The organism is Mesorhizobium sp. P2_E10, from assembly GCF_056404235.1.
In genome coordinates, this window is the sequence record NZ_JBFUEK010000001.1 from 846,897 (window position 1) to 869,669 (window position 22,773).

Genomic DNA, 22,773 nt, shown 5'->3' on the forward strand with positions numbered 1-22,773 from the left:
GTCAATTCTTCTTGTAGCGGATTGTGTCGAAGCGCGCCGTCAGCGCATCGTAAAGCAGCAATCTGCCAACCAGCGGTTCACCGATGCCGGTGATCAGCTTGATCGCCTCCATCGCCTGCAGCGTGCCGACGACGCCGGTCAGCGCGCCGACAACACCGGCGACGGCGCAGGACGGCACCAGTCCGGGCGGCGGCGCTTCGGGAAACAGATCGCGATATCCAGGGTTCTGCCTCCCGTCCGTCCCGGTCTCGAATGGCTTCAGCACTGTCAGCGAGCCATCGAAGCGTCCAACGGCACCGTGCACAAGCGGCCGTTTTTCCGCCGCACAGGCATCGGCCACCACATAGCGTGTTTCGAAATTGTCGGAGCCGTCGACGACGATGTCGTAGCCGGCAACAAGGGCAGGGGCGTTGTCCGCCGTCAGCCTGAAATCGTGCAGTTCGACGACGACATTGGGATTGATGCGTGAGATCGCCGCTTTGGCGCTGTCGGTCTTGGCCATGCCGACCGCGTCGGTATCGTGGATCACCTGTCTCTGCAGGTTTGACAGCGAGACGCTGTCGTCATCGACGATGCCGAGCGTGCCGACGCCGGCGGCGGCGAGATATTCGAGTACCGGCGCGCCTAGCCCGCCGGCACCAATGACCAGCACCCGCGCGCGTTTCAGCTTCTGCTGGCCGGCACCGCCGATTTCCGGCAGCACAATGTGGCGGGCATAGCGCTCGAGCTCTTCGTCGGTGAGGGCAGCAAGGATCATTGCCGGACCATATAGTGGCGCAAAAATCTTGTCAGTGGTCTTCGGTTGGCCCAACCGTACCGTGGTCGACCGTCAGGAATTGTGCACGTCCCTTGAGACTGGAAAACAGCGCCGCGTCGGTTCCGGTCATGAACGCCTGGCAGTTCAGCTCTTCGAGGATCGAGAACAAGGCTGCGCGCCGGCCGCTGTCGAGGTGGGCGGCGATCTCGTCGAGCAGCAGGATCGGCGTCATCCCCGACATCTCACCGGTCAGCCGGGCGTGCGACAGGACAATGCCGACCAGCAGCGCCTTCTGCTCGCCGGTCGAGCACAGTTCGGCCGGCATCGCCTTCGGCCTATGCCGCACCAGCAGATCCGAACGGTGTGGGCCGTCGAGCGTGCGACCGGCGGCGCGGTCGCGGTCGCGGCCTTGGGCAAGTGCTGCGCGGAACCGCTCCTCGACATCGACGGCGGGCGAGGTGCTGACTTCGCTTTCCAGTTCGCCGGACAGGCTGATGTCGGCCTGCGGAAACGGTCCCGTGCTGGGCAGTCTGTCGATCATGGCAGTGAGCAGGCGCACCAGTTCGGCGCGCGCCGCCGCAATCGCCACGCCGGTCTCGGCCATCTGCGTCTCGATCGCATCGAACCAGGCGCCGTCGCGCGATCCTTCCGTAAGCAATCGATTACGGCCGCGCATCGCCTTTTCATAGTCGAGTGCGCGCTGGCCGTGCTGCGGATCGATCGCCAGCACCAGCCGGTCGAGAAAGCGCCGGCGGTCGGCGGCCGGTCCTGGAAACAGACCATCCATGGCCGGCGTCAGCCAGACGACGCGCAGCCATTCCAGCATATCTTCGGCCGATCGCGCCGCCGCGCCATTGATGCGCACCCGCCGGCCGCCCTCGCCGGCGGTGTCGCCACCTGCAATGCCGGTGCCGATCTCGACCTGGCCGTCCGGCCCGCCGATCCGGGCATGCAGCGCAAAGCCGCCATCGCCGCCTTCGCGCGCCACATCCACGTAAGGCGCGCGGCGTAGGCCGCGCCCCGGTGTCAGCAGGGAAATCGCTTCCAGGAGGTTGGTCTTGCCGGCGCCGTTGTCACCGGAAAACACCACGGCGCCAGGGCCAAGGTCGATCGACAGCGCCGCGTAGTTGCGGAAATTGGTAAGTGTAAGCTTACTTATATGGGTTTGCCCGGGCAACCGCTATCCGCCTGTCGAAGTCGCCGCAATCATTCTCGCAGTCGCACATTGTCGCGGAGCCGGACTTGGGCGCCGCAGTGCGACTACACGCGCATGGGCATCAGCACATAAAGCGCTGTCTCATCGGCCATGTCGTGGATCAATGTCGGTGAGCCGGCATCCGCCAGCATGAATTTTGCCTCCGTGCCGGTCAATTGCGCGGCGACGTCGAGCAGATATTTTGCATTGAAGCCGATTTCGATTGGATCCGACGAATAGTCTGCGGCCAGTTCCTCGGTGGCGCTGCCCGAATCCGGATTGTTGACGGCGAGCGTGACCTGTCCCTCGGTGATCGAAAGCTTTACCGCCCGGCCGCGTTCGGAGGAAATGGTCGAGACACGGTCGACGGCGGCGGCAAAGCTCTGCCGGTCGATGATCAGCTTCTTGTCGTTGCCGGTCGGGATGACCCGCTGATAGTCGGGGAAGGTGCCGTCGATCAGCTTAGAGGTCAAAACCACGCTGCCGATGGTGAAGCGGATCTTGGTGTCGGACAATTCGGTGGTCACCGCGACATCAGGGTCGTCGACCAGCTTCTGCAACTCGCTGACCGTCTTGCGTGGAATGATGATGCCGGGCATGCCCTCGGACCCTGCCGGCGCGTCGATCTCGGCACGCGCCAGCCGATGGCCGTCGGTCGCCACCGAGCGCAGCTTCAGCTTGCCGCCGGTCTCGTGGGTGTGCAGGTAGATGCCGTTCAGATAGTAGCGCGTCTCTTCGGTGGAGATGGCGAACTGGGTCTTCTCGATCAGGCCTTTCAGCGCCACCGAATCGAGCCGGAAGATGTGCGAGAAGGATCCGGCCGAGAGCTCCGGGAAATCGGACTGCGGCAGGCACTGGAGACGAAAGCTCGAACGGCCCGACGTCACCGTCATGGCGTTGCCGTCCTCGTCGGTCTTCAGCATGACCTCCGCCCCTTCGGCCAGCTTGCGCACGATGTCGTAGAGCAGATGCGCCGGAACCGTGGTCGCGCCACCGCGCTCGACCTTGGCGGGCGTGGCTTCGGTCACCTCCAGATCGAGGTCGGTTGCCTTCATTTCAAGGCTGGCGCCCTCGGCGCTGAGCAGCACGTTCGACAGGATCGGTATGGTGTTGCGTCGCTCGACCACGCGATGAACGTGGTTGAGAGACTTCAGGAGATTTGACCGTTCCAGGATAACACGCATGACGAAACAGGCTCGCTTGAATGAATGAACGGGTCACCAGTGAGCGGCGCCCCGCGAAAGGTCTGAACAGGCTCAGAATCTGCACAAACTGACAGGAAAAAGCCACCAAACGCAAGCCCGCGCCACCGGATCACACCGGTTACGCGGGCTTTCTGGGGATAAAGCTGGCGAAGCCCGCGAGCCAATGCATGTCGCCCAAAAGTGCGCGGCGGTTTTGGGACGACGACATGCATAAAACAGAGACTTAGAGCGCGTCGCTTTGATCCTCTCAAACCCGACGCGCTTGGTTTTTCCTGTCGGTCAGGCCTGGTCGTTGATCAGCCTTCTCAGCAGCTCAAGTTCCTGCGCCAGCGTGTTGTCGACGCCGGACAGATCCTCGATCTTGCGCACGGCGTGCAGCACCGTCGTGTGGTCGCGGCCGCCGAAACGCCTTCCGATCTCCGGCAGCGAGCGCGGCGTCATCACCTTCGACAGATACATGGCGACCTGGCGCGGCTTGACGATGGTGCGCGTGCGCCGGTTGGACAGAAGCTCTGTCTTCGACACATTGTAGTGGCGCGCGACGATGCGCTGGATGTCCTCGATGCGCACCCGCTTCGGCTCGCCCGAACGGTAGATATGGCCGAGAATCTCGTCGATGCGATCGATGGTGATCTGCGGCTCGAACGATTGACGGAACAGAAGCTGGTTGAATGCGCCTTCGAGTTCGCGCCCGCTGCCGGTCACCGTGCGGGCGACATGGTTGAGGATCTCCTCCGAAATATCGAGCGATGCATCGTCAACCTTGGCGGTGGCGAGACGCAGCTTCAGCATGCCGATGCGCATGGCGAAATCCGGCGCCGACATTTCCAGCGCGACACCGCCATTGAGGCGCGAGCGGACACGGGGTTCCAGGGATTCCAGCTCCGACGGCGGCCGGTCGGCGGCAACCACCACCTGCTTGGCGCTGTCGAGCAGCATGTTGATGAGATGGCAGAATTCATGCTGGATCGACTTGCCTTGCAGGAACTGCATGTCGTCGATGATCAGCAGGTCGATGTCGCGCAGTTGTTCTTTCAGCGTCAGCGCGTTGTTGTCGCGGATCGCGGTGGCGAAGCGCCACATGAAATATTCGGCCGTCAGATAGACGACGCGCGATTTCGGGTTCTGCTTCAGGGATTCGGCCGCGATCGCCTGCAACAGGTGGGTCTTGCCGAGCCCGACCGTCGCATGAAGGAAGAGCGGATTGAAGCGCACCGCGCTCGACTGCGATTCCGCCACCGCCTTGGCCGCGGCGAAAGCCACTCGGTTCGACGGACCTTCGATGAAGGAGCCGAACGTATAGCGTGGGTCGAGCGGCGAACCGAGCACATTGTGCCGGAACTCGCTTTCGATCGGCGTGCCCGGGCGCGGTGCCGGTGCCCGCTCCACGCGGCCGGGACCAACAGTGCCGGCGGCGAGCGCCGTTTGCGTCTGCCGGGTCATCTTGCGTGCTGGGACCACTTCGGGCTCCACGCCGTTGCGTGCCGGACGGGTCGCGGTGCGCACGACGATCTCGATCTTGAGCACTTCCGGGTCTTCGTGCTTCCACAGCTCGGCGATGAGGTCGAGATAGTGGCCGTTGATCCACGAGCGCAGGAAGGCCGTGGGCACGGAGATGCGAACAATGCCCCGGGATGCCTCGGCAACTTTCATCCGACCGAACCAGCTCGAATAGACCTCGGTTCCCAGGCGCGCCTTCAACTGGGTCTTGACCCGATCGAACTTTTGTTCCGCGTCGCTGGAAGCCGCCATGTCGTGCCCTCCGACTAGAGTTCCAGGAAATGGGAGGTCACCCGTAAGCTCCCGCTCGATGCCGCTCTGCATGATCCGCGTTCCTTGTTCTTTTTGTACCTGTTTCAGCCGGGGATGCGCCTCCTGCATCCGTATGTCCGGCCACCGTTCATTCGCTACAACACCATCGCCGCCGCCGGCGGATGAATGTTGCCTCGTCACCAAGGGACCGGCACCGGCGCCTGAGCCAGTCCGTCTTGACCGCGTCCGGGCAATGCATCGCCGTCCGGCGAAAACGCCGGCGCCGCTGACCTGCCATGTAACAATTACGCCAGTCCCCTAACCCACATCGAAAAAGACAAACTAAGCCCGTGCGCGGAATTACTCCACGTCATGAATTCTGCCATTTTGTGCTGGCCGATTCAGGCTGGGTTGAGGGCCAATGGCCCGTCCCTTTCGATGGATGGACATTACCGAAATCGCTGTGGATAGGGCAAGGCCATGACTAACGGATTTTTAAGGAATCTGGTTAGTGGAGACGGGTTGAGCCCCGATGCTGCAACTGCACATTTTGACAAAGCCATTGTGATTCAAACCCTTTTCCGGCGAATGTGAAAAAGGCCACACGGCGCGAAATTTTCTGAAATATTTCGCTTGACAGCTACTTGTCCCCGATCGCCCGCGGTCGATGTGAACAAGCTGTGGATGACCATCAGCAAGTATTTGAAAAATAAAGGTAATTTGTGACAGCCAAATTTATTGGCAACGCCAGTTTCGGCGGATCGGAGCGCTCGCGGACATGTATGTGCCGGCAAAGCATTCCGAGCTTTGAAATCCAAGTCGAGTTCGTTTTGCGGGCGTTCTTTTTTAAGTACTTGCCGGCAAACGAAAAAACCCGGCGTGATCCGCCGGGTTCGAAGAACGCAAGTTCAGGAAAGCTATTTCAGGCCGACAGGACTTTGAGCCGGTGAGCCAGGCGCGACACCTTGCGGGACGCCGTATTCTTGTGAATCACGCCCTTGGTCGCGGCGCGCATCAATTCCGGCTCGGCGGTCTTGAAGGCGGCCAGCGCGGCAACCTTGTCGCCGGCGGCGAGCGCCTCTTCGACCTGACGGACGTAGGTGCGCACGCGCGAGCGGCGGTTCTTGTTGATCGCCGCGCGACGGACGATCTTGCGCGTTGCCTTTTTGGCCGAGGAGGTATTGGCCATGATGCCTCTCTTCTGATCTGGTGGGCGCATGCGGGATGCCGCAGGGCGCAAAAAACAAACGGGCAGCCACAGGGCCGCCTCGGTTGGAGCGGCTTATAGTTCAGCTTTTCCGGCGCGTCAACGCTGTCTGGCCTTCTTTTTGGTGATCCTAAAGCGCGTCGCGTTTGAACGGATTTAGGCGACGCGCTTTAGGTCTTTGTTCTATGCATGTCGTTCTCCCAAAACCGGGGCCACTTTTGGGCGACATGCATCAGCGGTTGGTGAAATTCGGCTTCCGCTTCTCGGCAAAGGCCGCCATGCCTTCCTTCTGGTCGTCCAGCGCAAACAGCGAGTGAAACAGGCGGCGCTCGAACCGCAGCCCCTCGGCAAGGGTCGTTTCAAAGGCGCGGTTGACGGCTTCTTTTGTCATCATCACCGACGGCAGCGAAAAATCGGCGATCTTGGCGGCCGCCTTCAGCGCCTCCTCGACAAGGTCGCCGGCCGGCACGACCCGCGACACGAGGCCACAACGCTCGGCCTCCGCGGCATCCATCATCCGTCCGGTCAGGCACATGTCCATGGCCTTCGACTTGCCGACGAAGCGGGTGAGCCGTTGCGATCCGCCCATGCCGGGCATGACACCGAGCGTGATCTCGGGCTGGCCGAACCTGGCGGTATCGGCGGCGATGATGAAATCGCACATCATCGCCAGTTCGCAGCCGCCACCGAGCGCATAACCGGCGACCGCCGCGATAACGGGCTTTCGCGCCCGCGTGAACTCTTCCCAGCCGACAAAAAAGTCCTGCACATAGGCATCGACATAGGAAATTGCCTGCATTTCCTTGATGTCGGCGCCCGCGGCAAAGGCTTTTTCGGAACCGGTGATGACCATGGCGCCGATAGCGGTGTCTGCGCCGAAGGCGCTCACGGCCGCAACCAATTCCGCCAAAACCTGCGAATTCAGCGCGTTGAGCGCCTTCGGCCGGTTCAGCGTGATCAGCCCGACCTTGCCGCGTGTTTCCACGATGATCGTTTCATAGGCCATGACTGGGTCTCCTCCTTGGTTCACACCTGACAGGTCCGGCAAAAGAAAGTCGAGCGCCCGCTCTGCACGATGCGCTCTATGTGGCCACCGCAGCCGGGCGTGGGGCAGGGCTCGCCTTCGCGATCGTAGACGGCGAAGGAATGCTGGAAATAGCCGAGCGACCCGTCCGCGTGCACATAGTCGCGCAATGACGACCCGCCGGCCGCGATCGCATCGGCAATGACCGAGCGGATCGCATCAGCCAGGCGCTCGCTCTGCGCTTTGGCTTTCTTGCCAGGTTTCGCCATCGTCCCTGCCTCGCGCAATGGCGACAGGCCGGCGCGCCACAGCGCCTCCGACACATAGATATTGCCGAGCCCGGCGATCAGCCGCTGGTCGAGGAGGGCGGCCTTCAACGGCGATCTTCGGCCCTTCAGCAGCGAGGCGAGCAGGGCGCCGTCCAGTGTGTTGCCGGTCGGCTCGACGCCCAGTCCATTCAGCATCGGATGGCTATCGGGCTCGCCTTCCGCAAACAGCATGAAACCGAAGCGGCGTGGGTCGTTGAAGATCACGCGGGATTGGGCACCTTCGGGAGAGGCGACATGGAACACGACATGATCATGAGTGGTGCTCTTCGAGCGCTCGTGCTGGAACTCGCCTGGTATCTCGCTGCCATCGGATGTTTCGATGCGGAACGAGCCCGACATGCCGAGGTGGCAGATCAGCACCGGGCCGCCTTCCACATGCACGACAAGATATTTGGCCCGGCGGCTGAGCGCCGCAATGGTCTTGCCGGTCAGCCGTTCGGAAAATTTTGCGGGAAACGGAAAGCGCAGGTCGGGGCGCCGTGCCTCGACGCTGATGATGCGGGCACCTTCCAGAACCGGTTGCAGGCCGCGCCGGACCGTTTCGACCTCAGGCAACTCAGGCATGGCCGCCGATCGTGGCATGGAAGGAAGCGCCGTGCCGGCCGCGTGCCAGCCCGAGATGTTCGGCCACGGTTTCACCGATATCGGCGAAGGTGGTCCTGAGGCCAATGTCGCCGCCTTTGAGCCCCGGCCCGGTGCCGATCACCGGAATGCGCTCGCGCGTGTGGTCGGTGCCGCGCCAGGTCGGATCGTTGCCATGGTCCGCGGTCAGGATGAGAAGGTCGCCGTGGCGCAGTTTTGCCAGCGCTTCAGGCAGGCGCCGGTCGAAGGCTTCGAGCGCCGCCGCATAGCCGGCAACGTCGCGCCGATGGCCGAACTCGGTGTCGAAATCGACGAAATTGGCAAACACCAGATCGCCGTCGCCGGCGTCGTCCATCGCGCCCAGCGCCTCATCGAACATCGCCATGTTGCCCGGAGCCTTGCGCACTTCCGAAATTCCGCGATGGGCGAAGATGTCGCCGATCTTGCCGACCGCGATGACCCGGCTGCCGCGCGCGGTCAGCCGGTCGAGCAGCGTCGGTTCCGGCGGCGGCACGGCGTAGTCGTGGCGGTTGTACGTCCGCTCGAAGGTGGCGACGGTTTCGCCCAGGAACGGCCGCGCGATCACCCGGCCGATTTTCAGCGGGTCGACAAGCCTGCGCACCACCTGGCAGAATTCATAGAGCCGCTCAAGGCCGAAATGCACTTCATGCGCGGCGATCTGCAGGACGGAGTCGACCGAGGTGTAGCAGATCGGCTTGCCGGTGCGGATATGCTCCTCACCGAACCGCTCGATGACCTCGGTGCCCGCCGCATGGCAATTGCCGAGAATGCCCGGCACGTTGCCTTCCCTGATCATCGCCGCTGTCAGCTCGGCTGGAAAGGCCGGCACGGTGTCCGGGAAGTAGCCCCAGTCGAAGCGCACCGGCAAGGCGGCGATTTCCCAGTGACCCGATGGCGTGTCCTTGCCGCTCGAAACCTCTTGCGCCGCGCCGTGGAAGGCGGAGGCAAGAGGGGCCTTGCCTTTGCTGTCGAACTTGAAGCCCGTCGCGGTTTCGGCCGCATGGCCGAGACCGAGGGAGAGCATGTTGGGCACGAAAAGCGGTCCGCTGCGAAGGCCATCGCGGTCGCCACGGCCTTGCGCGCAGGCTTCGGCGATATGTCCGAACGTGTTGGAGCCGGCGTCGCCATAGGCTTCGGCATCGGCGGCGCCGCCGATGCCGAAAGAATCGAGAACGAAGAGGAAAGCGCGCGCCATTGGAGGGTTCATCGTTGCCTGTCTGTTGGCCCAGACATAGGGTTCCGCACCGCCATTGGCAATTCGGAAACCAAACCGCAACGGCTTGGCGCGATAGTCGGGACGTGGCCAAATGGCGGCATGGGCAGGGATCGATGAGACGGGCGGCAAATTTCGGCAAGAAGCCTGCCTGGAAGGCGTTCGCGGCCGTCCTGACGCTGCTTGGCGCCTCCTGGCCGAACGCCGCACGCGCCGACTGGCGCGATGACATCGGCACGTTCCGCATCGGCATCGTCGCCGAACCCGGCGCCGGCAACACCGTTCCGGGTCTGGCACTGCTGACGGACGCCTATACCAAGGCGCTTGGCATGAAGGTCGAATTTGTCGTTGCCCGCGACTATGCCGCGCTGATCGAGGCCCAGGCCAATGCCCGCATCGAATACGCCATCTATTCGGCAACCGCCTACGCCACCGCCTCGCAGCGCTGCGGCTGCGTCGAACCGCTCGTGGCGCCGGTCGATGCCGACGGTGCCATCGGCATCCGCTCCGTCTTGCTGACGCGGGACGGCAAGGTTGCCGATTTGGCCGCGATGAAGGATCACCGGATCGCCATGGCGCCGGCTGACAGCATTGGCGGTTCCCTTTTGCCGCTTGCCGGGCTGACGGCCGAAGGTGTCGGGATCACCGAAGATGCGCCGTTTCTGACCCATGCCGAATCGGCTGCTGCTGCCGAAGCGATGCTGGTCGACGGCCAGGCCGATGCCTTGTTTGGCTGGGAGACCGCCACGGCGGACGGCCAGCCGACCATACCCGGCAACCAGCCAGCTGACCCGGATGGCACCATGGCGAGACTGGAGGCGGCGGGAATATCACAGTCAGCGCTTCAGGTCATATGGACGTCCGGCCTGCTGCGATATGGCCCCCATGCCGTCCGCAGCGAGCTTGACCCCGAGGCCAAGCGTCGGCTCACCATCTTCCTCACCAATCTCAGATCGCTGTCGCCAGACGTCTACGATCTCCTGGAAACGAAACATTCCGGAGGGTTCACCGTCGCCGGTCCGCAGGATTATGCGATGGCCGCAGCCATCGTGCACCTGGTGTCAGGCGACGGTCAGTAGGCCATTGATCCCAAGCCGAAGGTTCGCTTCAGGGCCTGTCATTTCGAAAGAGCGCGTCGCGCGTTTGAAGCAAGCCGTGCGACCGAAATTGCTTCAGCAGTCGCTGCAAGGGATCGTCAGGGCTCGGCGGGGGCTGAAATAAAAGGTTTCACTCATCTTTATGTTGTCGAAGGCCGAGGTCAATCCAACCCGTTCTTCTTGGTCTTGCGACCAGGTGACGATCGGCTTGTATGCGAGAGTGGTTTGAACGCGAATGAGGAAGGTTCCAGCGATCTTGACCGTTGCCGGAACGGTCGTGGTGCTGTCCTTGGCGGCGTCGACGCTATAGGTGCCATTGACCACTTTCCACGACCACGCCACCTGCACCTTCGGCGTCGGATCGGTGGAGATCTGTATGGCAGTGATGATGATATCGGGGACTGAGCGATTGTAGGGCCGAAGCGTGGAATTGCCAATCTTCATGATGGCGGTCAGATCTGCCTTGACGACCGACGTCTGCTGCGCAACGAGGTCACCTACCATGGAGCTGATGCGGCTGACTTTCTTGCTGGTCTCGAAACCCTGCGAGGCCTCCATGGTCACGAAATACATGACAAACAGAAGTGGCACGATCAGGGCAAACTCGACGGCCGCGACACCGCGGCGATCGGGAAAAAACCGCATCGCTCTCTTCCATGTGAGTGAAATCCGCGAATGCGCCCCCGCACGATACATGCTTCTACCCTCTTTTGCTGACGCAACAGCGCAGTTTTCAGTTGTTGAACGGCTCGTTTTGCCAGGTCACCGATGCGAAATGCAGCGTTTTTCCGCCTTCAATGTTGGCCATCGAACTGGCCATGAAATCTGTCATGACCGGCCATTTGTAAAAAACCCGCAGCATGTTCTTCGATTCCGCCAAACCTGTCTGGACCTGAAAAGTCGTATCCGTCGTGCCGGTCAGTACAATGTCTGCGCCTGAAATCTTGAAGCCAGCCTTGGCCGCGTCGTCAAAGGTCGGGAACGCCCGCAGATCCACCAGCAAACCGGGGCAATTCTTGGCGACAATGATCTCCAGTCTGGCGCAGATCATGTCCTTCAGCTTGTTTCCCGTCACATCGGCCTGTCTTAGCTGGCCAGTACGCAGCTGACGGGCGATATCGTCGGTGATGTTGGTCATCACTTCTTGCCCGCCAAATGAGATGCAGCTCTCCAGGATGGCGAAGACGAGAAGTGCAAACGGCAAAGCAAGCATCGCAAATTCGACTGCCGTGCTGCCGCGCCGATCACCAAGGAAGCGCGTCCGCCCTGCCTTGCCCTTGCCGATTTCGGGTTTTGGGTCCCAGCTCATTCCCGTCCCTGCCAATCCTGATGCGGTATCGGCCGGAACATTAGCGAAAACCCATTGAGGTCCGGTTTGGATGACCGTTAAATTCTGCGAGATGGCGTTAACCGCCCGCTAACCGCAGCGGCATGTTCAGCAAGGGAGGCGGCGTTGCCGGGAAAAACAGATGGCCCTGATCGCCTACTGGCCGGCGCTCATCTCGGCTTCGGAGTTTTTCTCGGCGTCACTCTTGAAGGAGCTCTCGCAATAGGGCGTGCAGGACATGGTTTGTATCTGGGCACGTCTGTAGATACGCACCGATGACGCGGCCTGCCGCACCACGGTGACCTGCTCGTCGATGATCGGGCTGCCGTCCTGGTCGAGAACGACCAGGTTGGTGACGCCGAACCCTTTACCCGTCAATACGATTGTCGACGCATCCTGTACGGCGGCGTCGGCGATCGCCGGATTGCCGACAACGATCGTGTCGGCGGCGCGCGTCAACTTGACGATCTTCGCCTGGTTCATGGTGACTTCGATGCCGGCTCCAGCCTTGGCGGGCACGATGAAAGTCGGCGCAACGAGAAACGCGGCAATCAGAAATAATGATCTCGACCCGGTCATTGAGGCGCTCCCACGGCAGCAAACTGTTCAACGGAACATGAACGAGATTGGTGAACCAACGGTTAAGTTGACGACCGGCGCGGTGGCGCCTGCATCGAGCTGCTCGCATTTGATAAAGCAGACAGCATTCCGACAACCCGGCAGCTGCGCCTTTCCAGGCCTTTTTCCGGCGGTCAGTCCATCACCCTATGTTTAGCTCACGGTTAACCACGCAAGCTGTTGGGCACCGGAAAGGAATCGGTAATCCTGTTTCTTAAGCCGATCGAAAGAGCTTCTCCCTAGATTGGCAGCATCCGATCAACCACCAAACAGAAGTTGACGGAAGTGCTGTAACACGTGGAGTAGGAGCTCTCAAATGTCTAACCTCATCGCACGTTTTGTGAAGGACGAATCCGGCGCGACCGCCATCGAATACGGTCTGATCGCCGCTCTCATTGCGCTCGCCATCATGGTCGGCGCTGGCTCGCTCGGCAACGCCCTGAACAACAAGTTCACGGCCATCGCTTCGGCGGTGAATAACTCTAACTAACGATATCTGGTCGTTATTTCAGAACAAGGGCCGCCTCACTGGCGGCCCTTATTCCGTGTTATGACCACTTTGAATTCTTGGCATCACCAATCGTTAATCGAGCCTGCCTAGACTGAGGCCAGGTATAATTTCACATAGGCGCCGTGCCCATGCTTGAAGCTCTGATTTTCGTTGTCTTTCCGTTTTGCATGCTTTTTGCCGCGATCTCCGACACGCTGTCGATGACGATCGCCAATCGCGTGCCGGTCCTGCTTTTGGCTGTTTTTGCCCTGGTCGCGCCACTGACGGGTATGGACTGGGCAACCTATGGCTGGCATTTCGCCGCTGGCGGTCTGGTGCTGGCGGTGACATTCGGTCTCTTTGCGCTCGGCGGCATGGGCGGCGGCGACGCCAAGCTGCTGGCTGCCACTGCCGTTTGGATGGGGCTCAACATCCACCTTGTCGAATATCTCGTCTTTTCGACATTCATAGGCGGTCTGCTGACGCTCGCCATCCTCGTCTATCGGAAATCGCCGCTGGCGGCCTATACGAGCCACAATGCGTTCCTGCGCCACTTCGCCGACGACGCTGGCGGCGTCCCCTATGGCATCGCGCTCGGCATAGGCGGGCTGATTGCCTATCCCGATTCGCCATTGATGGTGTGGGCGCTGGCAAGGTTGGCCGCCTAGTTTTTCTGACCTAGTCCGGTTTGAAATATTGTCTTAGGGAGGGGCGGCTTGGCCGCCTCTCCCGTTTGCGGGAACCGGTTCCGTCTAATTTATGTAAACCTTAAATTAATCACGATCGTAAGCACTGCATTAACCTTGTTTTGACGATTGCCGCTGCAAAGTCCGACCTGGCCAGGTGGTTTGCCAAAAAAGGCGAGGGTTCGGACAGATGCCAGCATCCCGACTGATCATTCTGAGCGTGGCGGTGGCCGCGGCAGGTGGCGCAGGATATGTTGCGAAAAAAATGGTGGTGGCTCCGCCGCCTCAGGTCGTTGTCGGTGCCCCGCAGGCACCGGCGATCGCGTTGCAGGATGTGCTTGTCCTTTCCGGCGACGTTGCCATGGGCAGCCAGCTTGAGAACAACATCGACTGGGAGTCCTGGCCGGCCAACGGCATCAACGCAAACTTCATCACTCGCGCTGCCGAGCCCGAGGCGCTAGAGAAGCTGAAAGGCTCCGTCGCCCGCGTGGCGATGTACACTGGCGAACCGTTGCGGCGCTCCAAGCTGATCGGCGAGGGGCAAAGCTTCATGTCGTCGATCCTGCCCAGCGGCATGCGTGCCGTCGCTACGGCGATCTCGGCCGATACTTCGGCAGGCGGCTTCATTCTTCCCAACGATTTTGTCGACGTCATTATGACCCGCAGGTCCGACGTCAGCGGCGGCAGCGGGTTTACGACCGAGACCATCCTCAAGAACATCCGCGTCCTGGCGATCGATCAGACCATCCAGGAGGACGAGGAAGGCAAGAAGACCAGGGTCGGCCAGACCGCCACGCTGGAGCTGACGCCGCAGCAGGCGGAGATCATCACTGTCGCCCAGCAGATGGCGGATCGCCTGACTCTGGCGCTGCGGTCAATCACGGACAACCAGGAAAAGAGCTCGGATGAGGCCGACTACCTCGTTTCCGGCAATGGGCGGCGCGGAACGGTGCGGTTGATCAAGTCGGGCGAAGTTTCCGAAGTGGGGGCAAGGAAATGAAGCTAAACGACAAACTGCCTGTCACGATGGTTGCAGCAATTGGCCTGCTTCTGTTCGGAGTGAATGCGCATGGCCTCGTCGAGGCGAGGGCCGCCGGCAAGAATGCCCAGGTGTCGGCTTCAGCCGCCACCCAGCGCGTCAAGCTTGGCCTCAACAAGTCGGTGGTCATCGACCTGCCAAGTGATGCCTATGACATCCTGGTCGCCAACCCGGCGGTCGCCGATGCGGTGACCCGCACAGCAAGGCGCATCTACCTGTTCGGCAAGTCCGTGGGCGAGACCAACATCTTCGTCTTTGGCCCCAATGGCGAACAGATCGTCAGCCTGGACCTGGCCGTCGAACGCGACGTTGCCGGCCTGGAAGACTACCTCAGGCGTTTCCTTCCGACGGCGCAGATCAAGGTCGAGTTGCTGAACGACAACGTCGTCCTGACCGGAACCGTGGACACGCCGCTGGACGCCAAGCGCGCCGTCGATCTCGCGACCATCTTCGTGTCCGGCGGTGAGGCGACCACGGGACAGTATTCACAGACGGCGGCCGGCGGTTCGGCCAATGGCGGCGTCGACATAAACAATCCGGATTCCGAGCGTCGTACCAGCAAGATCGTCAACCTGTTGCAGATCATCGGCGACGATCAGGTGACGCTGAAGGTGACCGTTGCGGAAGTCAGCCGCTCGGTGATGAAGCAGCTCGGCGTCAATCTGATCGGAAACGGCAGCATCAACGGCATCAGCGCCGGCGCGATAAGCTCGCCGCCTTTCGGGTTGGGCAAACCGATTTCGCAGCTTTCCAACATGGCGTTGGGCAGTGCCGGCGGCAACGGGCTGCAAGCTTACATCAATGCAATGGAACAAAGCGGCGTCATGAAGACGCTGGCGGAACCGACGCTTACGGCGGTCTCGGGCGAGAAGGCAACCTTCAAGGCAGGCGGCCAGTATAACCTCATCACCCAACGCACAGGCACCGGACCTGTCACGTATACGAACACGAAAATCGAATATGGCATTGGCCTCGAGTTTCAGCCCGTGGTGTTGTCGGCTGGCCGCATCAGTCTCAAGGTCAGGACGTCGGTCTCGGAGCCGACCACCGAAGGCGCCACCACGCTTGAAGCCAGCGGGGGCTTGCCCGGAACCAGCCTGCTTTCGATCCGCAAGAGACTTGCCGACACGACGGTCGAGTTACCCTCCGGCGGCTCGATGATGATTGCGGGATTGGTCCGTGACGACGTTCGTCAGGCTGTGTCGGCACTACCGGGCCTCGGCAAGATACCGGTGCTTGGCACACTCTTCCGCAGCAAGGATTTCATACGCAACGAAAGCGAACTCGTCGTCATCATCACGCCCTACCTGGCGCGACCGGTGGCCCGCAATGATCTGGCCAAGCCGGACGACAATTTCAATGCGCCGAGTGATGGCGCCGGCATGTTCCTCGGCCGCGTCAATCGCGTCTACGGCACAATGCAGACCGACAAGCCCAACGGCCGTTATCACGGCGTTGTCGGCTTCATCTACAAGTAAGCGGGGAAGCGGACATGTCTCAGTCAGCATCAAAGGCAATGACGATCGCCGCAACGGTACGATCCAACCGCGAGCGCATCTTCCGGTCGGCCGTTCCGATCCTGGCGATCGCGGTCGCGGCGTCACTCGCCGGTTGCGCCAGTCTCAGGCGCGACAGCATCACGGTTGGTGCAATTCCGGACGACTATCGCACCACGCACCCGATCGTCATCGCGGAGAAGAACGAGAAGATCGACCTTCCGGTCGGCGCCGGCGATCGCGGCATGACCGGCTTCCAGCGCGACACGCTTCTGGGTTTCCTGGACGGCTACGACAAGAGCGCCGCCCCATCGTTGACGATCGCAGTTCCGGTTGGCTCCGCCAATGAGCTCGCGGCGACGGCGGCTGGACGTGACTTCGCCAGGCTGGCGGTGGCCAGCGGCATCAGCCGCAACCGGATCGTGATGACCACTTATCAGTCAGCTTCGGTCGAGGCCTCGGCCCCGGTCCGTGTTGCCTATATCTCGACGAAAGCCCAGACCGACAAATGCGGGCGCTGGCCCGAGGACATGCTGCAGTCGTCGGAAAACAAGCACTATGCCGATTATGGCTGCTCGTATCAGAACAACCTTGCCGCCCAGATGGCCAATCCGGCCGACCTGCTTGGGCCGCGCAAGCAGACGCCCATCGACGCTGAGAGGCGTGGGGTCGTCATCGACGGATATCGAAAGGCCCCATTCTACTCGCCGGTTCCCTCAACAGAAGTCGACTATTGATCGATCGCAGTCTGGAGCACGCGGACATGAGCAATCTGGCCTACGAGACCCCATCCGACAGCGGCGACACGTCGCAACAGGACATCGCCGCGATGCAGGCGCTGCGGCCGATCCCGCGCATCTCGATCCAGGCATTTTGCGAGACCGAAGGTGTCGCCAATCCCATCGAGCGCGCTGGCGAGGATCGCCGCATGGCGAAGGCGCATCTGAAGGTCCATATGGGCGGCGTCGCCACCGCGGTCGAGTTCTACCAGTCGGCGCCGACGCCGAACCTGATCCTGCTGGAATCGCGCAGCGAGCCCAAACAATTGCTGGAGCAGCTCGCCCAGCTCTCCGAATATTGCGATCCGACATCGAAGGTCGTGGTGATCGGCCACTATAATGATGTCGGCCTTTACCGCGAACTTATCCGCTCCGGCATTTCCGAATATGTCATCGCACCGGTGTCGATGGCTGACATCGTCAGCGTGGTCTCATCGATCTTCGTCGATCCGGAAGCCGAGCCGATCGGCCGCTCGATCGCCTTTATCGGCGCCAAGGGTGGCGTCGGCTCATCGACCATTGCCCACAATGTGGCGTGGGCGATGTCGTCGCTGTTCAAGTCCGAAGTGGTCGTCGCCGATCTCGACCTGGCTTTCGGCACGGCCAACATCAATTTCGACCAGGATCCGGCACAAGGCATCGCCGAGGCGGTGTTTTCACCCGAACGCGTCGACGAGGTCTATCTCGACCGGCTGCTTGCACAGTGCTCCGAGCACCTGTCGTTGCTTGCAGCGCCTTCCACGCTCGAACGGGTCTACGATTTCGATCCCGACGCTTTTGCCCAGCTTATCGACGTGGCCCAGCGCAGCGTGCCGCTCCTGGTGCTCGATGTCCCGCATGTCTGGACAGGCTGGACCAAGAACACCCTGATCAAGGCCGACGAGATCGTCATCACTGCAACCCCGGAACTGGCCAATCTGCGCAACACCAAGAACCTTGTCGACATGCTCAAACGGCTTCGCCCCAACGACCCGCCGCCCAAGCTGATCATCAACCAGGCAGGCATGCCAAAGCGACCCGAGATTGCATCGTCGGACTTCGCCGAACCGCTTGGCATCTCGCCGATGTCGGTCATCGCTTTTGATCCGCTGCTGTTCGGCAACGCGGCCAACAACGGGCGCATGCTGGGCGAGATGGACGCCAAGAGCCCGGTCGTCGGCATGATCAACGAAATCGCGCATGTGCTGACCGGGCGCAGCGAAATCAAGGCGAAGAAGAAAGCCGGCCTCGGCAATCTCCTCGGCAAACTCTCGCGCAACAAGAAATGACGCTCCTTAAGCGGAATTGGTAGTCGATCATGTTTGGTAAAAGAGGCTCTGACGACGGCAACCGGTTCACCCCGGAGTTCCGCCAGCCAGCACCGGCATCTGCCCCTGCAGCTCCGGCGGCTGCAACTGCGGAAACGGCGGTTCTGGCCCGGCCTGCGGCAACGCCTCAGGCTGCTGCGCCGCCGGCGCGCCGCGCGGTCGAGGCGCCGCCGTTGGCGGCGGAGCCGAAAAGAGTCCAGCGCGAAAAGAGCGAAACCTACTACGACACCAAGAGCCAGGTTTTCTCCGCGCTCATCGACACCATCGACCTGTCGCAGCTAGCCAAGCTCGACCCCGAGAGCGCGCGCGAGGAAATCCGCGACATCGTCAACGACATCATTGCGATCAAGAATTTCGCGATGTCGATCGCCGAGCAGGAAGAACTGCTCGAGGACATCTGCAACGACGTGCTTGGCTACGGGCCGCTGGAGCCATTGCTTGCCCGCGACGACATCGCCGACATCATGGTCAACGGCTCCAAGAACGTCTACATCGAAGTCAACGGCAAGGTCGAACAGACCGGCATCCGCTTTCGCGACAATCAGCAGCTGCTCAACATCTGTCAGCGCATCGTCAGCCAGGTTGGCCGCCGCGTCGATGAATCGAGCCCGATCTGCGATGCGCGCCTTCCCGACGGTTCGCGCGTCAACGTCATCGCGCCGCCGCTCTCCATCGACGGCACCGCGCTCACCATCCGCAAGTTCAAGAAGGACAAGCTGACGCTCGACCAGCTGGTCAAGTTCGGCGCCATCTCGCCGTCGGGCGCCGAGATCCTCAAGATCATCGGCCGCGTCCGCTGCAACATCGTCATCTCGGGCGGTACCGGCTCGGGCAAGACGACCCTGCTCAACTGCCTGACCAACTATATCGACCGCGAGGAACGCGTCATCACCTGTGAAGACTCGGCCGAGTTGCAATTGCAGCAGCCGCATGTCGTCCGTCTCGAAACGCGCCCGCCCAACCTCGAGGGCGAGGGCGAGGTGACCATGCGCGACCTGGTCAAGAACTGCCTGCGCATGCGGCCCGAGCGCATCATCGTCGGCGAAGTGCGCGGACCGGAAGTCTTCGACCTTCTGCAGGCGATGAACACCGGTCACGACGGTTCGATGGGAACGATCCACTCGAACAGCCCGCGCGAATGCCTGAACCGTATCGAATCGATGATCGCCATGGGCGGCTTCTCGCTGCCGCAAAAGACCGTGCGCGAGATCGTCGTCGGTTCCATCGACGTCATCATCCAGGCGGCACGCCTTCGCGACGGATCGCGGCGCATCACCCACATCACCGAAGTGATCGGCATGGAAGGCGACGTCATCATCACGCAGGATGTCGTGCTCTACAACATCAAGGGCGAGGACGCGAATGGCAGGCTGCTGGGCGAGCATGTGTCGACCGGCATCGGCCGTCCGCATTTCTGGGATCGCGCGCGCTACTACGGCGAGGAACAGCGCCTCGCCGCTGCGCTCGAGTCCATGGAGAAGCGCGCTGACTGACGCATCTGGAGGCGTAGGGGCTCTGATCAATGTTCGGAATTGACGGCACCATACTGGCATTCATCGTGCTCGCCGGCTTCAGCGCTGGCGCGGTCGCCTATGCTTTCCTGTTCACCCGCATCACCAATGAGAAGCAGGTCGGCAAGCGGCTTGAGACGATCAAGACCGCGGAGACCGATCGTTCCGTCGTCAAGGCTTCGCGCGATCGCGCCGCCGAAGCAGTCAAGCGGAAGAAGTCGGTTCAGGATTCGCTGAAGAACCTCGACGAAAAGCAGAAATCCAAGGACCGCGTCGTCAAGAAACCGCCACTGAAGGCCCAGATCCGTCAGGCTGGCATGCAGGTTTCCCTGGAGCGTTTCTACATTTACTCCGTGGTCTGCGGCATCGTGCTCACGGCTCTCGCCTATTTCGGCGGCGCGCCGTTGGTGGTCTTGCCGGGTGCGTTGCTGGCCGGAGCGCTGGGCCTGCCGCGCTGGTTTGTTTCGTTTCGCCGCGCGCGCCGCGTCAAGGCTTTCCTCAACGAGTTTCCGAACGCGCTCGACATCATCGTGCGCGCGGTCAAATCCGGCCTGCCGCTGAACGACGCCGTTCGCCTAATCGCCAATGAATCTCCCGAGCCGGTCAGGACCGAGTTCCGTCGCATCGTCGATTCCCAGCAGATGGGTCTGTCGATCCCCGATGCCACCTTGCGTATGGCCGAAACGATGCCATGCACCGAGGCAAGCTTCTTTGGCATCGTCATCCAGATCCAGTCTCAGGCCGGCGGCAATCTCTCCGAGGCGCTGGGCAATCTTTCGCGCGTGCTGCGCGACCGCAAGAAGATGAAGGCCAAGGTTCAGGCGTTGTCGATGGAAGCAAAGGCCTCCGCCGTCATCATCGGCGCGCTCCCCTTCGTCGTCGCCCTTCTCGTCTACCTGTCGAGCCCGAACTACATCATGCCGCTGTTCGTCACCAGCACCGGCAATCTGATTCTTGGCTGTTCCGGCGTCTGGATGTCGATCGGCATTCTGGTGATGCGCAAGATGATGAACTTCGATGTCTAGAATCCGGGCATGACCTCGAGAGATAGAAACCAATGACCGACCAAGTCGTCAAATCCCTTACCGACCCCGCCTTCCTGATCGCCTTGCTGGTGGGCATCGCGGTGTTTGCGACCGTCTTCACGCTGCTGCCCGCCCTTAGCGGCAATCAGCTCAAGGCGCGCATGAAATCGGTGGCGCTCGAGCGCGATGAATTGCGTGCAAAACAGCGCGCGCGGCTCGCCACCGAAGCCGATCGCCGCCGCAAGGGTCTGCGCGAGGAACAATCGATCGGCATGCGCAACATTGTCGACCGGCTGGATCTGCGGCGCGCTTTGGCTGACGAAGGGACACTGCAGAAGCTCAAGGTGGCGGGCTTTCGCGGGCAAAACCCGCTGACGCGCTTCCTTTTCTTCCGGCTGGTCCTGCCCTTCGTCGGTTTCGCGCTGGCCGCCATCTACCTGTTCGTGCTTGGCGGGCTGCCGGAACGGCCGCCTTTCGTGAAAGTGTTCGTCTGCATTCTCGTCGCCTATGGCGGCTTCTACGCGCCGATCCTCTACGTCAACAATCGCGCTTCCAAGCGCAAGCAGTCGATCCAGATGGCGTGGCCGGATGCGCTCGACCTGATGCTGATCTGCGTTGAATCAGGCATGTCGGTGGAGGCAGCGCTTCACAAGGTTGCCGACGAGATCGGCGCGCAATCGGTGGCGCTGGCGGAAGAATTCATCCTCACCAATGCCGAGCTCTCCTATCTGCAGGAACGCAAGCAGGCCTACGAAAACCTGGCGAACCGCACCGGTCTGGAATCGGTGAAATCGGTGACCCAGGCGCTGGTCCAGGCCGAGCGCTACGGCACGCCGGTGGCGCACGCCTTGCGCGTGCTTGCCGCCGAAAGCCGCGACATGCGCATGAACGCGGCCGAGAAGAAGGCCGCGGCCCTGCCGCCGAAGCTGACCGTGCCGATGATCCTGTTCTTCCTGCCGGTGCTTTTCGCCATCATTCTGGGACCCGCCGGCATGCAGGTAAGCCAGCGTGGCATCTTCGGCGACCAGCACAAGGCCAGCCAGTAGGCGTCATCGAAATCTGCGAATCCACGAATCAACACAAAAGCCGCGCTGCTCACGCAGCGCGGCTTTTGCTTTTTTTGGGCACATGCTTGAGAGTTGGGGCCGGTTTGACGCAGAGGCGTTTGCGCTCAGTTGGTCGCCGGCTTCGTCTTGTCCTGATCCTTCAACTGGCTCCAGGCATTCTGCTGGGCAAGCATCTGGCGAAGGTAGGCGACGTTGGCTTGCGCCTGATCGGGCGACAACTCCTGCGAAGCAATCTTCTCAGCCTCGTCGAAGCGCCCCTGCAGGCCAACGACCAGCGCCAGGTTCTGGCGCACGCGGCTGTCGGCGTTCGGCTGCTGGGCGGCCGAACGCATATAGGTCTCGGCCGTGCGGAGGTCGCCCTCCAGCACATAGGACATGCCGAGATTGGAAAGGATCGAGGGTTCGTTCGGCTTGAGGTCGAGCGCCTTGCGGTAATCCTGGCGGGCTTCGTCTTTCTGGCCGAGCTGGTCGAGAATGGCGGCCTCCGCCGAAACCAGCCGCCAGTCCGGATATTCCGGCGTCTGCGCGCGGCGCACGGCGTCGAGCGCTTGCTCGAACTGGCCGTTGGCGGCGAGCGCCTTGCCGTAGGCGGCGAGCACGCTGCGATCCTTCGGCAGAGCGATCGCCAGCTTGCGCATCACGGCGAGTGACTGGTCGGCGTCGCCGTCCATCTGCAATGCCGCCGCATAATTTGTCGCTATGCGCTTGTCGTCGGGGTTTCGGGCATAGGATTCGCCGAGCGCGGTCGTGGCGGTGTGCAGTTCGCCCGCCGACATGGTTTCCAGCGGTTTGCCGCTGGTGCGCCCGATGGAGCCGGTGGTGAACTTGCTGGTGCCGCAACCGGCTATGCCGGCCGCAAGTGCCATCATCAATGCCGTGGTGATCAACCGTTTTCCCGTGGCGTTCGTTGTGCGGTTGGTCGGCATGGGCACCTGGGTCTCCATTCATATGCGTGGCCATTGCCTGGCCATCTTCCCTCCCGCAGAAATATTCTGTTAACCCTAACGGACGGTTAAGAAACGCCGACTCGAAAAGCCGCGCGCGGA

General features: G+C 61.7%; 22 protein-coding genes. 10 read left to right on the plus strand and 12 right to left on the minus strand.

The features are described from left to right. Position 1 precedes the first annotated feature (1 nt). From AC1D0N_RS04135 to AC1D0N_RS04170, 8 genes are all read right to left on the minus strand, one after another. A complete protein-coding gene (locus AC1D0N_RS04135) occupies positions 2-757 on the minus strand; it encodes a molybdopterin-synthase adenylyltransferase MoeB (RefSeq protein ID WP_477241647.1) in 756 nt (251 codons plus the stop codon). A gap of 31 nt (positions 758-788) precedes the next feature. Next, positions 789-1,934, minus strand: a complete 1,146-nt coding sequence (gene recF / locus AC1D0N_RS04140; RefSeq protein ID WP_477241649.1) for a DNA replication/repair protein RecF — start codon at positions 1,932-1,934, stop codon at positions 789-791. An 83-nt stretch (positions 1,935-2,017) separates the two neighbouring features. After that, complete coding sequence (gene dnaN, locus AC1D0N_RS04145; RefSeq protein WP_477241651.1) at positions 2,018-3,136, minus strand: DNA polymerase III subunit beta; 1,119 nt, start codon at positions 3,134-3,136, stop codon at positions 2,018-2,020. Positions 3,137-3,436: 300 nt separating this feature from the next. Further along, a complete protein-coding gene (dnaA, locus tag AC1D0N_RS04150) occupies positions 3,437-4,909 on the minus strand; it encodes a chromosomal replication initiator protein DnaA (RefSeq protein WP_477241653.1) in 1,473 nt (490 codons plus the stop codon). 922 nt (positions 4,910-5,831) lie between these two features. Then, positions 5,832-6,098, minus strand: coding sequence for a 30S ribosomal protein S20 (gene rpsT, locus AC1D0N_RS04155; protein WP_477241655.1), 267 nt, complete (start codon positions 6,096-6,098; stop codon positions 5,832-5,834). Between the two features lie 250 nt (positions 6,099-6,348). Continuing rightward, positions 6,349-7,122 carry an enoyl-CoA hydratase gene (locus tag AC1D0N_RS04160; protein WP_477241657.1) on the minus strand — a complete coding sequence of 258 codons (774 nt, stop codon included), beginning with the start codon at positions 7,120-7,122 and terminating at the stop codon, positions 6,349-6,351. A gap of 20 nt (positions 7,123-7,142) precedes the next feature. After that, on the minus strand, positions 7,143-8,033 hold the full coding sequence (gene mutM / locus AC1D0N_RS04165) for a bifunctional DNA-formamidopyrimidine glycosylase/DNA-(apurinic or apyrimidinic site) lyase (RefSeq protein ID WP_477241659.1): 891 nt from the start codon (positions 8,031-8,033) through the stop codon (positions 7,143-7,145). Continuing rightward, positions 8,026-9,267: a phosphopentomutase gene (locus tag AC1D0N_RS04170; protein WP_477241661.1), complete on the minus strand. Its 1,242-nt coding sequence runs from the start codon at positions 9,265-9,267 to the stop codon at positions 8,026-8,028. Before AC1D0N_RS04170 ends, mutM begins: the two co-directional genes overlap by 8 nt. Before the next feature lie 134 nt (positions 9,268-9,401). Between AC1D0N_RS04170 and AC1D0N_RS04175 the strand changes: the two genes are divergently transcribed. Continuing rightward, a complete protein-coding gene (locus AC1D0N_RS04175; RefSeq protein WP_477241663.1) occupies positions 9,402-10,364 on the plus strand; it encodes a phosphate/phosphite/phosphonate ABC transporter substrate-binding protein in 963 nt (320 codons plus the stop codon). 93 nt (positions 10,365-10,457) lie between these two features. On the opposite strand, the gene AC1D0N_RS04180 is transcribed toward AC1D0N_RS04175, so the two are convergent. From AC1D0N_RS04180 to AC1D0N_RS04190, 3 genes are all read right to left on the minus strand, one after another. Continuing rightward, positions 10,458-11,027, minus strand: a complete 570-nt coding sequence (locus AC1D0N_RS04180; protein ID WP_477241665.1) for a TadE/TadG family type IV pilus assembly protein — start codon at positions 11,025-11,027, stop codon at positions 10,458-10,460. A gap of 88 nt (positions 11,028-11,115) precedes the next feature. Then, positions 11,116-11,691 (minus strand): TadE/TadG family type IV pilus assembly protein, encoded by a 576-nt coding sequence (locus AC1D0N_RS04185; protein WP_477241667.1) that lies wholly within the window; start codon positions 11,689-11,691, stop codon positions 11,116-11,118. A 174-nt stretch (positions 11,692-11,865) separates the two neighbouring features. Beyond that, on the minus strand, positions 11,866-12,288 hold the full coding sequence (locus AC1D0N_RS04190) for a pilus assembly protein N-terminal domain-containing protein (RefSeq protein WP_477241669.1): 423 nt from the start codon (positions 12,286-12,288) through the stop codon (positions 11,866-11,868). A gap of 355 nt (positions 12,289-12,643) precedes the next feature. Between AC1D0N_RS04190 and AC1D0N_RS04195 the strand changes: the two genes are divergently transcribed. The 9 genes from AC1D0N_RS04195 to AC1D0N_RS04235 all read left to right on the plus strand — a co-directional run bounded on the left by AC1D0N_RS04195 (position 12,644) and on the right by AC1D0N_RS04235 (position 21,706). Further along, positions 12,644-12,817 carry a Flp family type IVb pilin gene (locus AC1D0N_RS04195; RefSeq protein WP_477241671.1) on the plus strand — a complete coding sequence of 58 codons (174 nt, stop codon included), beginning with the start codon at positions 12,644-12,646 and terminating at the stop codon, positions 12,815-12,817. Between the two features lie 149 nt (positions 12,818-12,966). After that, positions 12,967-13,485 (plus strand): A24 family peptidase, encoded by a 519-nt coding sequence (locus AC1D0N_RS04200; RefSeq protein ID WP_477241673.1) that lies wholly within the window; start codon positions 12,967-12,969, stop codon positions 13,483-13,485. 208 nt (positions 13,486-13,693) lie between these two features. Beyond that, a complete protein-coding gene (gene cpaB, locus AC1D0N_RS04205) occupies positions 13,694-14,503 on the plus strand; it encodes a Flp pilus assembly protein CpaB (protein WP_477241675.1) in 810 nt (269 codons plus the stop codon). Beyond that, the gene (locus AC1D0N_RS04210; protein WP_477241677.1) at positions 14,500-16,020 is read left to right on the plus strand and encodes a type II and III secretion system protein family protein; all 1,521 of its coding nucleotides are present in this window, start codon (positions 14,500-14,502) and stop codon (positions 16,018-16,020) included. The genes cpaB and AC1D0N_RS04210 overlap by 4 nt, the downstream gene beginning before the upstream one ends. 14 nt (positions 16,021-16,034) lie before the next feature. Beyond that, a complete protein-coding gene (locus AC1D0N_RS04215) occupies positions 16,035-16,775 on the plus strand; it encodes a CpaD family pilus assembly protein (protein WP_477241679.1) in 741 nt (246 codons plus the stop codon). Positions 16,776-16,801: 26 nt separating this feature from the next. Beyond that, entirely contained in the window at positions 16,802-18,085 is a 1,284-nt protein-coding gene (locus tag AC1D0N_RS04220) for a CpaE/TadZ family protein (RefSeq protein ID WP_477241681.1), read from the plus strand. A 29-nt stretch (positions 18,086-18,114) separates the two neighbouring features. Further along, positions 18,115-19,617 (plus strand): CpaF family protein, encoded by a 1,503-nt coding sequence (locus AC1D0N_RS04225; protein ID WP_477241683.1) that lies wholly within the window; start codon positions 18,115-18,117, stop codon positions 19,615-19,617. 29 nt (positions 19,618-19,646) lie between these two features. After that, positions 19,647-20,660, plus strand: coding sequence for a type II secretion system F family protein (locus tag AC1D0N_RS04230; RefSeq protein WP_477241685.1), 1,014 nt, complete (start codon positions 19,647-19,649; stop codon positions 20,658-20,660). Positions 20,661-20,692: 32 nt separating this feature from the next. Further along, positions 20,693-21,706: a type II secretion system F family protein gene (locus AC1D0N_RS04235; protein ID WP_477241687.1), complete on the plus strand. Its 1,014-nt coding sequence runs from the start codon at positions 20,693-20,695 to the stop codon at positions 21,704-21,706. Between the two features lie 125 nt (positions 21,707-21,831). On the opposite strand, the gene AC1D0N_RS04240 is transcribed toward AC1D0N_RS04235, so the two are convergent. After that, positions 21,832-22,653 carry a tetratricopeptide repeat protein gene (locus AC1D0N_RS04240; protein ID WP_477241892.1) on the minus strand — a complete coding sequence of 274 codons (822 nt, stop codon included), beginning with the start codon at positions 22,651-22,653 and terminating at the stop codon, positions 21,832-21,834. Positions 22,654-22,773: the final 120 nt, after the last annotated feature.

Excerpts from the sequence above, each read along its gene's own strand:
- dnaN (WP_477241651.1), bottom strand. The coding sequence starts at position 3,136 with ATGCGTGTTATCCTGGAACGGTCAAATCTCCTGAAGTCTCTCAACCAC.
- AC1D0N_RS04240 (WP_477241892.1), bottom strand. The coding sequence starts at position 22,653 with ATGCCGACCAACCGCACAACGAACGCCACGGGAAAACGGTTGATCACC.
- AC1D0N_RS04220 (WP_477241681.1), top strand. The coding sequence starts at position 16,802 with ATGAGCAATCTGGCCTACGAGACCCCATCCGACAGCGGCGACACGTCG.
- AC1D0N_RS04175 (WP_477241663.1), top strand. The coding sequence starts at position 9,402 with ATGAGACGGGCGGCAAATTTCGGCAAGAAGCCTGCCTGGAAGGCGTTC.
- AC1D0N_RS04235 (WP_477241687.1), top strand. The coding sequence starts at position 20,693 with ATGACCGACCAAGTCGTCAAATCCCTTACCGACCCCGCCTTCCTGATC.
- AC1D0N_RS04195 (WP_477241671.1), top strand. The coding sequence starts at position 12,644 with ATGTCTAACCTCATCGCACGTTTTGTGAAGGACGAATCCGGCGCGACC.
- AC1D0N_RS04210 (WP_477241677.1), top strand. The coding sequence starts at position 14,500 with ATGAAGCTAAACGACAAACTGCCTGTCACGATGGTTGCAGCAATTGGC.
- AC1D0N_RS04200 (WP_477241673.1), top strand. The coding sequence starts at position 12,967 with ATGCTTGAAGCTCTGATTTTCGTTGTCTTTCCGTTTTGCATGCTTTTT.
- cpaB (WP_477241675.1), top strand. The coding sequence starts at position 13,694 with ATGCCAGCATCCCGACTGATCATTCTGAGCGTGGCGGTGGCCGCGGCA.
- mutM (WP_477241659.1), bottom strand. The coding sequence starts at position 8,033 with ATGCCTGAGTTGCCTGAGGTCGAAACGGTCCGGCGCGGCCTGCAACCG.
- AC1D0N_RS04160 (WP_477241657.1), bottom strand. The coding sequence starts at position 7,122 with ATGGCCTATGAAACGATCATCGTGGAAACACGCGGCAAGGTCGGGCTG.
- AC1D0N_RS04230 (WP_477241685.1), top strand. The coding sequence starts at position 19,647 with ATGTTCGGAATTGACGGCACCATACTGGCATTCATCGTGCTCGCCGGC.
- AC1D0N_RS04180 (WP_477241665.1), bottom strand. The coding sequence starts at position 11,027 with ATGCGGTTTTTTCCCGATCGCCGCGGTGTCGCGGCCGTCGAGTTTGCC.
- dnaA (WP_477241653.1), bottom strand. The coding sequence starts at position 4,909 with ATGGCGGCTTCCAGCGACGCGGAACAAAAGTTCGATCGGGTCAAGACC.
- AC1D0N_RS04135 (WP_477241647.1), bottom strand. The coding sequence starts at position 757 with ATGATCCTTGCTGCCCTCACCGACGAAGAGCTCGAGCGCTATGCCCGC.
- AC1D0N_RS04185 (WP_477241667.1), bottom strand. The coding sequence starts at position 11,691 with ATGAGCTGGGACCCAAAACCCGAAATCGGCAAGGGCAAGGCAGGGCGG.
- AC1D0N_RS04190 (WP_477241669.1), bottom strand. The coding sequence starts at position 12,288 with ATGACCGGGTCGAGATCATTATTTCTGATTGCCGCGTTTCTCGTTGCG.
- rpsT (WP_477241655.1), bottom strand. The coding sequence starts at position 6,098 with ATGGCCAATACCTCCTCGGCCAAAAAGGCAACGCGCAAGATCGTCCGT.
- AC1D0N_RS04225 (WP_477241683.1), top strand. The coding sequence starts at position 18,115 with ATGTTTGGTAAAAGAGGCTCTGACGACGGCAACCGGTTCACCCCGGAG.
- AC1D0N_RS04215 (WP_477241679.1), top strand. The coding sequence starts at position 16,035 with ATGTCTCAGTCAGCATCAAAGGCAATGACGATCGCCGCAACGGTACGA.
- AC1D0N_RS04170 (WP_477241661.1), bottom strand. The coding sequence starts at position 9,267 with ATGGCGCGCGCTTTCCTCTTCGTTCTCGATTCTTTCGGCATCGGCGGC.